Annotated in this window: 11 protein-coding genes and 1 pseudogene; 2 read left to right on the top strand and 10 right to left on the bottom strand. The window is 67.2% G+C overall.

All coding sequences use genetic code 11. The features are described from left to right. Window positions 1-165: 165 nt before the first annotated feature. The 3 genes and pseudogenes from ACFFN1_RS09575 to ACFFN1_RS09565 all read right to left on the bottom strand — a co-directional run bounded on the left by ACFFN1_RS09575 (window position 166) and on the right by ACFFN1_RS09565 (window position 2,561). Entirely contained in the window at window positions 166-651 is a 486-nt protein-coding gene (locus ACFFN1_RS09575; protein WP_376840492.1) for a hypothetical protein, read from the bottom strand. Then, on the bottom strand, window positions 648-1,163 hold the full coding sequence (locus ACFFN1_RS09570; protein ID WP_376840491.1) for a hypothetical protein: 516 nt from the start codon (window positions 1,161-1,163) through the stop codon (window positions 648-650). Before ACFFN1_RS09570 ends, ACFFN1_RS09575 begins: the two co-directional genes overlap by 4 nt. A gap of 144 nt (window positions 1,164-1,307) precedes the next feature. Beyond that, window positions 1,308-2,561, bottom strand: a pseudogene (locus tag ACFFN1_RS09565) (transposase). A gap of 266 nt (window positions 2,562-2,827) precedes the next feature. Between ACFFN1_RS09565 and recO the strand changes: the two are divergent. Then, window positions 2,828-3,631, top strand: a complete 804-nt coding sequence (gene recO / locus ACFFN1_RS09560) for a DNA repair protein RecO (protein ID WP_376840490.1) — start codon at window positions 2,828-2,830, stop codon at window positions 3,629-3,631. Next, entirely contained in the window at window positions 3,628-4,401 is a 774-nt protein-coding gene (locus tag ACFFN1_RS09555) for an isoprenyl transferase (protein WP_376840489.1), read from the top strand. Before recO ends, ACFFN1_RS09555 begins: the two co-directional genes overlap by 4 nt. A 1-nt stretch (window position 4,402) precedes the next feature. Here the strand turns inward: ACFFN1_RS09555 and ACFFN1_RS09550 are convergent, their stop codons facing one another. The 7 genes from ACFFN1_RS09550 to ACFFN1_RS09520 all read right to left on the bottom strand — a co-directional run bounded on the left by ACFFN1_RS09550 (window position 4,403) and on the right by ACFFN1_RS09520 (window position 13,211). Next, window positions 4,403-6,187: an MOSC domain-containing protein gene (locus tag ACFFN1_RS09550; protein ID WP_376840488.1), complete on the bottom strand. Its 1,785-nt coding sequence runs from the start codon at window positions 6,185-6,187 to the stop codon at window positions 4,403-4,405. A gap of 61 nt (window positions 6,188-6,248) precedes the next feature. Then, window positions 6,249-8,150: a DEAD/DEAH box helicase gene (locus ACFFN1_RS09545; protein WP_376840487.1), complete on the bottom strand. Its 1,902-nt coding sequence runs from the start codon at window positions 8,148-8,150 to the stop codon at window positions 6,249-6,251. A gap of 199 nt (window positions 8,151-8,349) precedes the next feature. Continuing rightward, window positions 8,350-9,168, bottom strand: coding sequence for an alkaline phosphatase family protein (locus ACFFN1_RS09540; RefSeq protein WP_376840486.1), 819 nt, complete (start codon window positions 9,166-9,168; stop codon window positions 8,350-8,352). After that, entirely contained in the window at window positions 9,165-10,340 is a 1,176-nt protein-coding gene (locus ACFFN1_RS09535) for an ABC transporter ATP-binding protein (protein WP_376840485.1), read from the bottom strand. The genes ACFFN1_RS09540 and ACFFN1_RS09535 overlap by 4 nt, the downstream gene beginning before the upstream one ends. After that, window positions 10,337-11,266 carry an ABC transporter permease gene (locus ACFFN1_RS09530; protein ID WP_376840483.1) on the bottom strand — a complete coding sequence of 310 codons (930 nt, stop codon included), beginning with the start codon at window positions 11,264-11,266 and terminating at the stop codon, window positions 10,337-10,339. The genes ACFFN1_RS09535 and ACFFN1_RS09530 overlap by 4 nt, the downstream gene beginning before the upstream one ends. Continuing rightward, window positions 11,242-12,093, bottom strand: coding sequence for an ABC transporter permease (locus ACFFN1_RS09525; RefSeq protein WP_376840481.1), 852 nt, complete (start codon window positions 12,091-12,093; stop codon window positions 11,242-11,244). Before ACFFN1_RS09525 ends, ACFFN1_RS09530 begins: the two co-directional genes overlap by 25 nt. After that, complete coding sequence (locus ACFFN1_RS09520) at window positions 12,090-13,211, bottom strand: ABC transporter substrate-binding protein (protein ID WP_376840480.1); 1,122 nt, start codon at window positions 13,209-13,211, stop codon at window positions 12,090-12,092. The genes ACFFN1_RS09525 and ACFFN1_RS09520 overlap by 4 nt, the downstream gene beginning before the upstream one ends. Window positions 13,212-13,317 lie beyond the last annotated feature (106 nt).

Below are 13,317 nucleotides of genomic sequence, written 5' to 3'. Positions count from 1 at the left end.
ACCCCAACCACCCGATTAGTCAGGAATTCCAGCACTTCACAACCCAAACCCGCAGGTCATAGTGTCAATATGATCTACATCACACCAATTTGAGCCAAGTCAGGAGGTGTAATCGGTACCTGCCAGCATATGTTTACGATGCAGTTCAGCAACAGGATGTCGAAATTAGTTGTCAGCTGCCTGGCCCCAGCGATGCAAGGACATTGTCAGCGCACCCCCAACGAGCGTGAGGAACAGAAGGATCGGTGCGAACAACGGTCCTCCCGCAGGAACGAAGAACGCTGATACTAGCAAGCCTCCCATCATCAGTGTGAGAAAGCCGGTGAGCAGCGCTGCGATAGTCACGGGACGATGCACGTTGCGCTGCTTGGCCCGAGAGTGCAAAGCAAAAGCGGTGACGAGGGCGGTAACGATTGCGACTGCCCCGGCCACAGCGAAAATGATGGCATAGACGGTGAGAACTGTGGCGAGTTCTGGGTAGTCCTCACGAAATCCGAGGATCTCAACTGGTACGACGACAGCCGCACCGAGCAAGGGAACAGCTGAGAGAGCGACTGACGCTCCCAGCCATTTCAATGCGGACGTCAATCGGAGGTCTAAACCGGGTCGTACTGACGTATCCGGTGTGATAATTGTGTCATTCATGGTCATGATACTCCAGGGTTGATTCGGACGGTTTCGTAATGGAACTTCGTTTTTGGATCATTCCAGCCAAGTGAATCGCGGATCGTCTTCTGTACTTCCTTACCGGACCGCCAGCTACCCGAACTGCTGCTCGCCTTTGAACAGATCTTTGAAGTCAGGCGCTTGCCGCCCCGTGAGTACCAGAAGCAAACCCGGATGATCCGCTTACTCTTGAAAATATTGGCTGCGGCTTTTGCCTTACCGGTATAGATGAGCTCAGCGCGATGGGTGCTTGTCGCATAGCTCGAGCCACACCTGGCTGCTGGAGTGACCTGCCCGGGGCTTACGTCGGTCGGGAATGACGCATCGAAGACTACTTGGTCTGCATCGATTTCGAAGGTCTCAACTTCGGCTCCGTCCTCCGGGCCATACGTCTTGCCATCAACCGTGATGTAGGTGTCTGCGGGTGCCGGGATCCCCGGGGCTGCAACAGCTACTGTCGAGGTTGTTGTCAGACAACGTGCCGTTGCGCAGGCCACCAGGGGGGGGGGATCCGTTTCATGGAGCGTTCCTTACTCTGCTCGGGTGTGGTCTTTTAGTCTATGTGTGACCTGTCTCAACCTGATTGCGGTTAGAAGTCGCTGAGGTAACGATCGTGTAACGGTGGGCGGTTTGCGGGCTCTTCATATTTGAGGGTGTAGCCGGGGTCTGAATCTGCCGGTTTCGAGTAGTGATCGGGCGATGTAGTTGGTGATGTTGCGGAAGCCGAGTGCGGAGCCTCGTAGGTGCTCGAGTCGGCCGGTGATCGCCTCGGTTGGCCCGTTGCTGGTGCCGGGGCGCTCAAAGTAGGCGAGCACGTCCGTGGCGCGCTTTTTCAGGGTTCGGCCCAGTGTGATGAGCTCGGTTAGGGCTTTCGGGACGCCGGTGCTGACGTCGGTGATCAGTTTGTCCATCAGTGCGCGGCCTATGCTGCGGTCGGGGTGGCAGCGAACAGTGCCCTGAGGCGCTCGGCTTGCTTGTCGGTGAGCAGGCCGGCACCGGTATGCAGGGTCCGCCGTGCCCGGTAGAGTGGGTCTCTTTTGCGTCCGCGATGGCCGCAGGTGTCCTGCTGGACGCGTTGCCGGCAGCGGTCGAGGGCGTCTCCGGCCAGCCGCACGACGTGGAACGGGTCCATCACCGCCGCCGCTCCGGGCAGCTCTTCGGGGGCTTGTCAACTTGAGTGTGTATGGGGTGGTTTTCACAGGTAGGGTTCCATGCGGTCGGGGAAGGCCACAGCGAGCTGGGCCAGGGCTTGTTTCCAGTTCGTGGTCTGCTGGCCCTCGATGAGCCGTCCGGCGGCTTTGCGCTGGTGGGCGGGTTTGCCGCGTTTTTTGGCGCGTTCACGGGCTCGCTTGCCCTCGGCGAGCACCGCGGCGGGTGTGACGCCATACGTGCTCATCGACCCCGATCGTGGTGACCCCAGCGAACCGGGCCCCGTCGTCGATCAGGACACGCTTGCCCTCGGCGAGCACCGCAGCGTTGGCAGTATTCCAGGACACCCCGAGACCTTCGGCGATACGGGCCACCGTCAGGTGCTGGCACACGATCCCTTCCAGCGCCCACCGCAGGCCCCGGCGGCAGACCTTCGCCCGCGGCGCGGCGGCCTTGCTAGTGTCCTGGCGCCACACGTGCCCGCACTCGGTGCACCGGTAGCGGCGGATCGTGATGTGCAGTGTTGTCGGCCGCCAGCCCAGCGGCTCGTGTGCCAGCGAGCGCAGAACCGTGTCCCGCGCCACACCCTGGCAGCCGCCGCGCCGACACCACCCATCGGGTGTAACCACCCTGCAGGCCAGCACCGCCCGATCAGGTTCCAGTCGCTGCCCGATAGCTTCGAGTCCGAGCTCGTCCAAGCCGGCGAAGGCAGTCAAGTCAGGGCAGGAGAAGGTAGCGTTGGCCACGTCGAGGTCTTTCGAATGGGATGGTGCAGGAACCTCCATTATCGGAAGACCTCGACCCCTACCCCCACACCGACTCGCCCACGCTCCCTACACCCTCAACTGCGAAGAGCCGGATTGCGTCTGTCTTCTCAGGGTTCCGCGAGGTTCCCTGCCGCCTGCCTTGCGACAGGCAAAGACATCAATCTCAGCGCTTCGGAGGAGAAGACACCGGCACGCCCAGCCGGCACCTCGCACGGGCACCTGGCTGGAAGTGAGATAATCGGCTGGTGAGGTTCTATCGTGATGTCGGCATCGTCCTCGGCGGGCATAAGCTCGGCGAGGCTGATCGCATCGTCATCATCCTCACCCGTAACCACGGGCTCATCCGCGCGGTTGCCAAGGGTATCCGGCGCACCAAGTCCCGGTTCGGCTCTCGGCTGGAGCCGTTCATGTTCGTCGACGTGCAGTGCCACATCGGCCGCAGCCTCGACATCATCACCCAGGTCGAGCTGCTTGAGCCCTTCGCGCGCGGGATCATGTCTGACTACGACACGTATGCGGCAGCCACCGGCATGGCCGAGACCGCGATCCGCCTGACCGAGGACGAACCGCAGGCCCGCGCCCAGTTCCTGCTGCTGCTGGCCGCCATCCGCTCGCTGTGCAACGGTGAGCACGCTCCCGGATTGAGCCGGGACGCCTACCTGCTGCGGGCGATGTCGCTGGCCGGCTGGGCGCCGAGCCTCGATGACTGCGCCCAGTGCGGAGCGCCCGGCCCGCACCGCGCGTTCTCCCCAGCCCTCGGAGGGGCTGTCTGCCACTCCTGCCGCCCACACGGCACCGCCCTGCCGAGCTCGGAGACGATGGACCACCTCACCGCGCTCATGTCACGCGACTGGCAGCGGGTCGAGGCCAGCAGCGCCTATCATCAGGCCGAGGCCTCCCGCCTCATCGTCAGCTACGTCCAATGGCACCTTGAGCGCAAGGTCAAGTCCCTGGCCGTGCTCGCCAGCCAGCCGGCCCCCATCCAGCCGGCCCCCGTTCAGCCGGCACCGCACCCGCCCGCCTCGTCAGCCTCCGTGGAGACCACATGACCTATCCCGCTCCGCCAGCCCACCCCTCGGGCGCGGTTCCGCCTGCCATCCCAGCGAAGTTCGTCCCCGACCACGTTGCCATCGTCATGGACGGCAACGGGCGGTGGGCCAATGAGCGCGGGCTGCCGCGCACGGCCGGCCACACCGCAGGGGAGGCCTCCCTGCTCGACGTCATCCACGGGGCGATCGAGATCGGCGTGAAATACCTGTCGGCCTACGCCTTCTCAACCGAGAACTGGAAGCGCTCACCGGAGGAGGTGCGCTTCCTCATGGGCTTCAACCGCGATGTCATCCGCCGCCGCCGTGATGAGCTCAACGCACTCGGTGTGCGTATCGCATGGGCGGGCCGGCGCGGGCGGCTGTGGAAGTCCGTCATCGATGAACTCGAACAGGCCGAGGAGCTGACGAAGCACAACACCGGGCTGATGCTGCAGTTCTGCGTGAATTACGGTGGCCGCTCCGAACTCGTCGACGCCGTCAACGCCATCACTCGCGAGGTCGCAGCCGGGAAGATGAAGCCGGGAAGGATCACGGAGAAGGTCCTGACCAACCGCTTATATCACCCCGAGGTTCCTGATGTGGACCTGTTTCTGCGCTCGTCTGGCGAGCAGCGGACGTCGAACTTCCTGCTGTGGCAGTCGGCGTATGCGGAGATGGTCTTCCAGGACGTGCTGTGGCCCGATGTCGACCGGCGCACCCTGTGGGCTGCGATCGAGGAGTACGCCCGGCGGGATCGTCGCTTCGGCGGTGCCGTCGACGCCCCGAAGTGACTCACACGTCGAGGTCCACCGGACCGAGCGGCACTGCCGAGCACACGAGCACCTCATCTGCCCTTCTGGCCGCAGACGGCTCGACCGGGTAGGCGACCTGACCTGCGCGCAGGCTCAGCGCACACGTCCCGCACGCCCCAGCCCGGCACAGACTGCTGACGGCGATGCCGCGGCGTTCGAGCGCGTCGAGCAGCACTCCCTGCTCGGGACGCCAGTCGAACACCGTGCCCGAGGTTGTCGACACCCGGGCAGGCGCACCCGCTTCCGGTGCGTACCGGCCCAGGTCGATGCGCGCCGGGCCGGCCGGTGAGGTGAAGATCTCGGTGTGGATCTGCTCGGCGGCGATCCCGGCTGCCGCGGCCGCCTCGGTCGCAGCCTGGGTGAAGGACGGTGGCCCGCAGATGACGAGGCTCGTACCGGGCCCGAGGTGGGCGGCCAGTTCGGCTGTGCGCAGCCGGGTCCCGCCGTGGGCCGGGTCGGTGCAGCGGCGGATGAGATCGGGGGCCGGATCCATGCCTGCGGCGAGGTCTGTGAGCTCGTCCCACAGGCGGCTGGGTGCCCGGCTGCGTTCGGAGTGGAGAACGCGCACCGCCCGGCCGGTCAGGCCCGGCAGGAGCGAGAGTGCCGGGGTGATGCCGATGCCGGCGGTGAGGAACACGACCTCGTCACCGAGCCTATCGGCGGTCACCTGCCCGAACGGCCCGGAGACCAGCAGCCTGTCACCGGCTTCCACACCCGCCAGCCGGCGGGAGACGCCGGAGCGGATGCGTACCCGCAGGTGCAGTGTGTCCCCGGTGACCCGAGTGACCGTGTAGCAGCGCCAGCTCGGGGCGCCGGCAGGCGACTCGGGCAGGTGCACCCGCACATGCATGCCAGGGGAGTAGAAGTCGGAGGTGAAGCCGAGATCATCATGCAGCCGGATCTCGGCAACCCCCTCCACGCTGTCCGCGCCTGCGACGGTCATCAGCCGCGGCGCGGTCTGGCGTTCGAGCGCCTCGACCGGTGCATCGCCGAGGACCTCGATCGGATCGCCTGACCGGACCTGACCGGATGCGGTGACAGCAAGGTAGACACCGCAGTGCAGGTGCCCGCAGCCGGCGGCCAGCAGGCGGGGGATCGGCAGATCGGCCGCACCGGTGGCGGGATCGACCTCGGTGGCCGGGCAGCGTTCGATCGGGCAGCGCACAACCGCTTCCGCCCCGCCGATGCGCAGCCGCTTGCCGACCAGTCCGAACTCTGCGAAAGCCGGCAGCCCGTCGATGAAGATGTTGCCGCGGAAGCGCAGCGGATCGACCGGCCCGCCGGCCAATGTCTGAAGTGCGCGCACGGTTGCGGGGTTGATGATCGACAGCCCTGAGGCCTGTGAGTCGAACATCCCCTGGTCGGTGGATACGAGTTCGCGTCGGTGCGGCCCGCGGGGTGTGAGCCGGGCAGCGAGGAACTCCTCTGCTGCGTGCAGGCTCTCAGGAGCGTCTGATGAGAAGGTGACCTGCTCGCCATCAGGTGCTTGCACGTCGATGGCGAGGGCCGCCTCGGGATCGGATGTGTGCCCCTGAGCTCCGGGCAGGTGCGAGCGCACCTGCCAGCGCTGCAGGGAGGTGTCGTTCTTCAGCACCGTGAACGTGCGCGGGCCGGCCCACTGCCCGGGCACAGCCGGTGCGGCACCGGTGGTGAAGGCGAAGGCGCGGTCACCGTCGAATCCTGAGCCGGCGCGCGCAGAACCGGTCTCGATCGGCTCGGCGGGAAAGCCCTTGAGCGGGAAGCGGAAGAGGGCGGAGACGCGCATGGAGGCCATGCTACTCCGCCCTCTTCACTGCCGTGCAGACTGTGTCAGCCTGCGGTGGGACTCACTTCCGGGGTGCGCCGGCCTTCTGGTATCCGCCCTTGCGGTGACCGCCGCCGGAACCCGAGCGCGATCCGGACGGACCGCGGCCGTGCTTCTTGCGGAAGCCGGGCTTGGAGCCCTGGTCGGCGCCGGCCCCGCGGTCGAAGCGCTTCTTGTACGGCCGGCCCGGACGTCCGGTGTCCGGGCGCAGGTCGATGCGCTTGCCCTGGATGCGGGTGTGGGTCAGCCGGTCGAAGACCTCGGCGGGCAGGTCGGCGGGCAGGTCGACGAGCGAGTGGTTCGAGCGGATGTCGATGTGCCCGATCTGGGCTGAGGTGAGGCCGCCTTCGTTGGCGATCGCGCCGACGATGCCGCCGGGCTGGACGCGCTCATTGCGGCCGACGGCGATCCGGTAGGTGCGCATCCCGTCCTTGCGGTGCTTTCCGCCCTTGCCGGCCTCGCGCTCCGAGCGCGGCTTGCGGGCCACCGGCTCCGGCAGCGGTTCGGCGGCGAGGGTCTCGCCGTCCATGAGCAGTGTTGCCAGGGCAGCGGCCACCTCGGCGGCGGGCACATTGTGGGTCTTCTCGTACTGTTCGATGACCGGTCGCATCTCCGACAGGTCGAGGGTCTCGAGTGCTGCGGTGATGCGGGCCTTGAACTTGTCGGTGCGGGTGTTCGTCAGCTCCTCAGGGGTGGGCAGCGCCAGCTTCTCGACCGAGCGGCGGGTGGCCTTCTCGATGGCCTTGAGCAGGTGGTGCTCACGCGGAGTGACGAACAGGATCGCCTCGCCGGAGCGTCCGGCCCGGCCGGTGCGCCCGATCCGGTGGACGTAGGCCTCCGGGTCGTGCGGGATGTCGTAGTTGACGACAAGTTCGATGCGTTCGACGTCGAGGCCGCGGGCGGCGACGTCGGTGGCGACGAGGATGTCGATGCGGCCGGCCTTGAGCTGTTCGACGGTGCGCTCGCGGGCCTGCTGCGGAATGTCGCCGTTGATGGCGGCGGCCTTGAAGCCGCGGGCCCGCAGCTTGTCGGCCAGCTCCTCGGTGGCCTGCTTGGTGCGCACGAACATGATGATGCCGTCGTACTGCTCGACTTCGAGGATGCGGGTGAGCGCATCGAGCTTGTGGGCGTGCATGACGGTGAGGAACCGCTGGCGGATGTTCGTGCCCGTCGTCGAGGACGGCGTCACCCGGATCTCGCGCGGGTTGTTGAGGTAGCGTTCGGCGATCCGGTGGATCGACGTGGGCATGGTGGCGGAGAAGAGCGCGACCTGACGCTCATCGCCGGCGGCTTCGAAGATCGCCTCGATGTCCTCCTGGAATCCCATCTTGAGCATCTCATCGGCCTCATCGAGGACGAGGTGGCGCAGATCGTCGAGCTTGAGCGAGCCGCGCTTGAGGTGGTCGATGACGCGTCCGGGAGTGCCGACGACGACGTGGGCGCCGCGCTTGAGGCCGGCCAGCTGGGGGCCATAGGCCTGTCCGCCGTAGATCGGCAGGATCGAGAAGCCCGGCAGGTGAGCCGCGTACGAGGTGAAGGCCTCGGCGACCTGCAGGGCCAGTTCGCGGGTGGGAGCGAGCACGAGGGCGAGCGGGCCGTCATCGGCGCGCCCGGCATCGGCGAGGCTGTCGAGGACCGGGATGGCGAAGGCGGCGGTCTTGCCGGTGCCGGTCTGGGCCAGCCCCATGACGTCCTGGCCTTCGAGCAGCGGCGGAATCGCCTGCTCCTGCACCGCCGAGGGGGTCTCATAGCCCAGATCGGTGAGGGCGGAGAGGATGCGGGGATCGATGTCGAAGTCGCAGAACTGCACCGCCGGCGGCTGGATCTCAGCAGCTGCCGGCTGGCCGGCGGCCTCGGCGGTGGGGTGTTCGACGGTGGTGGGGGTGTCCGCCTGCGAGGCGGATGACGGGTTGACGGATGTCATGAATCTCCAAACAGCACACAAGATCACGGAATGGGCAGACTTCGGGCATCGGACCATGCCGGGAAGCGGGAGTGTGATCGAACTCTTGCGGCCGAAGGAGCGTCAGCTGTCAGACACGAAGCGGCCGGAACCACAGTCAATCCTACCTGCCGCAGCTGCCATTGCCCGCATCGGGCTCATGTGTGACCGGACACGTCACCTAGCTGCGGGTTGCGAGGATGAGCTCGCACAGCTCATGCGGGGCGATCGCATCCGGCCAGTCCGGCAGCCTCGACTGCCCGCCCGGTGACCAGGTGATGACGAAGGACGCGCACTCCTCCGGCGTGGCCCCGCCATGCCCGCCGGCATCGACATGCCCGTGGTCGGTGACAATGACGACCAGCCAGTCCTCACCGTGCTGAGCCGCCCGCACCTCGATCGCTGCGGCGATCCGGCCGAGATGCGCATCGACGCGGCTGATCGCCTGCCGGTACTCCTCACCCATGAGCCCGTAGAGGTGGCCGGCCTCATCGACATCGCAGAAGTACACGAACGACACATCGGCAGCCTGCTGGCCTGCCAGCATCAATGCGGCGTAGTCGGCGATCTCGGCATCGACGCGCACATAGCCGTGCGTCTCGCCATCGCGGGCGATGATGCGGTGCTGGCCGGCCCACTGCTGCTCGAGTCGCTGGTGGATGACCGGGCCGAGCCCGTCCGGGTCGATGAGCGGCGGCCACCCGGCAGCAGCGAACGTCGTCGTCGACTGATCAGCGTAGAACGCGCGGGCGAGCAGATCCGGCCGGGAGTGCAACCGGTGACCGATGAAGTCATTGCCGGCCACCCCGTGCTGCTCATGCGTCGATCCGGTCAGGATGCTCGCCCAGCCCGGCCCCGACATCGTCGGCGGCACCATCGTCATCCCATGCAGCCGCCCGGCAGACCGCATCCGGTGCAGGTGCGGGGCGATGCCGTCTTCACCGGTGATCGACAGCCGGCAGCCGTCGATGCCCAGCAGCAGGACCTTCGGCCCGCTCATGCCCGCACTCCAGCTGCCTGCGCCGTGCCCGAGGCGGTGGACGCCTGGGCATCATCTTCGTGGGCAGCATCCGCGTGCGCGGCAGTCGCCGGGCTGGCGGGTTCGAGGACGGCTTCGCTGCGCAGCAGCTGCAGGCTGACATCGGCGCCGGGAGCGAAGGCGCTCGCCTGCGCGGTCGAGAGGTCGACGCGCACCGGCTGGGGGAGCTCGGCGACATCGACGTAGACGCTGCTGAGCGAACCGCGCAGCACACTCGAGTGCACCACGCCCGTGAGCCCCGGGCAGGTGCCGGAGGCATGAGCGTGGCTGATGGCGATGTCCTCAGGCCGGATGAGCGCGGTCGCATCCGTGGTGCCTGCCGGCAGCTCGCCGATCGGGGTGACGGGCCGGCCGGCGACGGCATAGGTGCCGTTGTCGGCCCGCTGGGCCGGCATCCGGTTGACGTTGCCGACGAAGGTCGCAACGAACGGGCTGACCGGCCGGCGGTAGAGCTCGGCGGGGGTGTCGAGCTGTTCGATGCGCCCGGCGTTCATGACGCCGACCCGGTCGGCCATCGTCAAGGCTTCTTCCTGGTCGTGGGTGACCATCAGGGTGGTGATGTTCTTCTCCATCTGGATGCGGCGGATGTGCTCGCGCAGCTGCACGCGGACCGCGGCATCGAGAGCGGAGAGCGGTTCGTCGAGCAGCAGCACGTTCGGCTCCAGCGCCAGTGCCCGGGCCAGGGCGACGCGCTGCTGCTGGCCGCCGGAGAGCTGGGCGGGGTACTTCGCGGCGTGCTCGGCCAGTCCGACGGTCTCCAGCAGTTCGGCTACCGTCGCAGCACGGCCGGCCTGCCGGCGGATCCGCAGCCCGTAGCCGACGTTCTCTGCTGCAGTCATGTGGGGGAACAGGCTGTAGGACTGGAACACGATGCCGATGCCGCGGCGGCGCACATCGACGCCTGTGACGTCGCGCTTGCCGATGTGAACGGTACCGGCATCCGGGGTCTCGAGGCCGGCGAGGATCCGCAGCGTCGTCGTCTTCCCGCAGCCCGACGGGCCGAGCAGGGCCAGCAGCTCTCCGCGGTGCAGGTCGAGGCTGAGGTCGGATAGGACGGTCTTGGAGCCGTACGTCTTCGTGACGTGAGACAGGGACACGAACTCCTCGCGCAGGGGCGTGGCGATGGTGGTCATGGCTGTTCCTTGGCGGTGGACGTGGTGACAGAGGGGGTCGCTGACGGGGTGCGCCTGCGGCGGTTGCCGGCAGCGGAGATGAGCGAGATGAGGGCCAGCAGGCCCCAGGTGGCGAGCATCGTGACGAACGACAGGGCTGCCGCTCCGCGCGGGGCCGCGGCGCCGGTCTCGACGAGGAAGACGGGGAAGGTGTACTGCAGCAGCAGGCTGGCGAGGGCGAACTCTCCGAGCACCATCGCCATGCACAGCAGCCCGGCTGACAGCAGCGCTGCGCGCATATTCGGCAGGACGATCCCGATGAGCGTGCGCCACGGGGAGGCTCCGAGGCTGGCGGCTGCGGCGAAGAGGGTGCGCAGGTGCAGGGCCGTCAGCCCGGCGTCGAGGGCCCGGTAGACCAGCGGCATCGTGATGATGACGTAGAAGGGCACGAGCGCATACGGGCTGACGAGGAACCCAGGTGCCACAGCACGGAAGAACACTCCGGCACCGGCGACGAGCGCGACGGCTGGGACGACGATCGGGATGACTGACAGCGCCTCAGCCAGTTTCGCTGCGCGTGGGGCCTTGAGGTGCAGGTAGACGATCGTGGGCACCAGCAGCGCCAGCGATGCCGCGGTCGTCAGCAGCCCGAGCAGCACGGTCATGGTGACCGCCTGCACGGCCATCGGGTTGGAAAACGCCTGGCTGAGGCTTGCGAAGGTCAGACCCACACCGGGCAGGGTGAACCCGAAGATCGCCGAGGCGATGAGCGGGGTGAAGAACAGCACCATCGCCATGACGAGCACGGCGATGCCGGGCAGATGGAGCCGGCCGGCAGACCGGGTGCGCTTCCCGTGCCCGAGCCGGCCGGCACCTCGGGCACGGGCGGCACCGGTTCCGGCTGGGGTGCCGGTGGGGGTGGTCAGGAGTTCGACGGAAGCTGCCAACGCCGTGACCTCCTTTCGATGAGCAGGCGGATGCCCATGGCGATGATGATGACGAGCATCATGCCGGTGGCCAGGGCGGCGGCCATCGACTCGTCGAGCATGACGTTGCCGCGCAGGAAGAAGCCGATGACGATCGGCACGAGGTTGAGTCCGCCGCCGGCCAGGGCATAGGCGGTGGCGTAGGCGGAGAAGGAGTTGGCGAACAGCAGCAGCAGTGCCCCGACGATCGAGGGGGCCAGGATCGGCAGCGCGATGTCGGTCAGGTAGCGCAACCGGGAGGCGCCCATCGTCTTGGCGGCCTCGGACATCTGCTGGGTCAGCGCACCGAGAGCCGGCAGGATGAGCACGGTCATGAGCGGTGCCTGGAAGTACAGGTACACCAGTGCCACACCCCAGAAGGAGTCGAGGCGGAACCCGTCGAGTGCACCGGGGAAGACATCGGTGACGAGCACGGTGACCAATCCCTGGGAACCGAGGGCGGCGATGAACGCGAACGCCAGCGGCACACCGCCGGACTGGCTGGCCAGGGCCGCATAGCTCATGACGAGCCTGGCCAGCCAGGCCGGGCGGGTCACCACGGTCAGCGCCCACGCGAGGATGAGCCCGAGGATGCCTCCCAGCAGTGCGGTGACGAGCGAAAGATTCGTCGTCATGAGGAAGGCATCGGCGTACTGCGGCTCGGCCAGCTGGGTGAGGCTGGCGGTCGAGAGCTGCCCTGCCGGGGTGAGGGCAGCCCACACGTTGGCGATGACCGGGATGATGAGGAAGACGGTGACGAACGCGAAGAACGGCACCGCTCCCCAGGGGATGGTCCGGGCAGACGTCATGAGCGGACCTTGCCGGCCCATTCGCGGGTGATGAGCTCTGCACCGGCCTCACCCTGGGCGACGGTCGGGAAGTTCACCGCTTCGAGGATCGCCGGCTCGGGCAGCTTGGCCATCGCCTCATCGGAGAGCTTGCCTGCTTCGGAGAGTTCGGTGAACCGCGCCGGGATCGCCCCACCGAGGGCGTACTGCTCGCTGCCCTCGTCGCTGGTGAGCCAGTCGACCCACAGGCGGGCGGCGTTGGGCTGCGGGGAGTCGATGGTGCACGGCTGGGCGTAGAAGTTGCCGAACACCGCCTCCTCCGGCACGAAGTGCTCAAGCGCGACGCCGGAGGTGGCCATCTCCTCTTCGATGCCGAGGAAGTTGTAGTTCCAGTCGAAGACGACCGCAGCCTGCCCGGTCGAGAGCGCATTGGGCACGGAGGAGATGTTGACGAGGTTGCCGGAGGCGGCGAGCTCGGCGAAGAACTCGATGCCCGGGCCGACGTCGTCGAGGCTGCCGCCGTTGGCCAGGGCAGCGGTGAAGACGGTCGCGATCGACGAGGCGCCTTCGCGCGGATCGCCGGGCAGGGCGACCTTGCCCTTGTAGGCGGGATCGAGGAGATCGGAGAGCTTCTCGGGCCTGTCGGCGAGCTTCGTGTTGACGCCCAGGGACAGCACGCCGTAGTAGGCGCCGACCCACAGACCCTCAGGGTGCTTGAGATCGTCGGGGATCGCATCGAAGTTCGAGGGCTTGTACGCAGACAGGAGGTCCTGGTCGATCGCGGTCTGGGTGAAGGAGTAGCCGATGTCGAGGACATCGGGCTGGGTCTTCTGGCCCTTGAGCTGCTTGACCGACTGCAGCTCCTCGGCCGAGGAAGCATCCGGGCTGGCGACAGGGGTGTCGACGCCGTACGCGGCTGTGAACTGCTCGAAGTGGCCTTTGTAGTTCGCCCAGGTCTCCGGATAGGCGATGAGCTGGACTTTGCCCTCCTTCTTCGCGAGTTCGATGATCTCCTCCAGCGTGGTGCCGATCTCCGTCGACGCGCTGGCGGAGTCGGTGGCGCAGCCGGCGAGGCCGAGGCCCGCGGTGGTGAGGGTCAGGGCGCTGAGGCCGAGGAAGGAACGGCGGGTGGTGGTCATGATTCTCCTTTGGCGAGGTCCGGTGCTGGTGACCAGCGGCCGCGGCCACTCTCGCAAGCGCCGGTGACAGTGGAGAGAACGTCAGGTGATCAGCCGGTAAATAATG

The organism is Brevibacterium otitidis (genome assembly GCF_042429315.1).
Classification (GTDB): Bacteria; Actinomycetota; Actinomycetes; order Actinomycetales; family Brevibacteriaceae; genus Brevibacterium; species Brevibacterium otitidis.
Note: the sequence above shows the minus strand (reverse complement) of the source record. Positions and strands in the feature narration are given on the sequence as shown.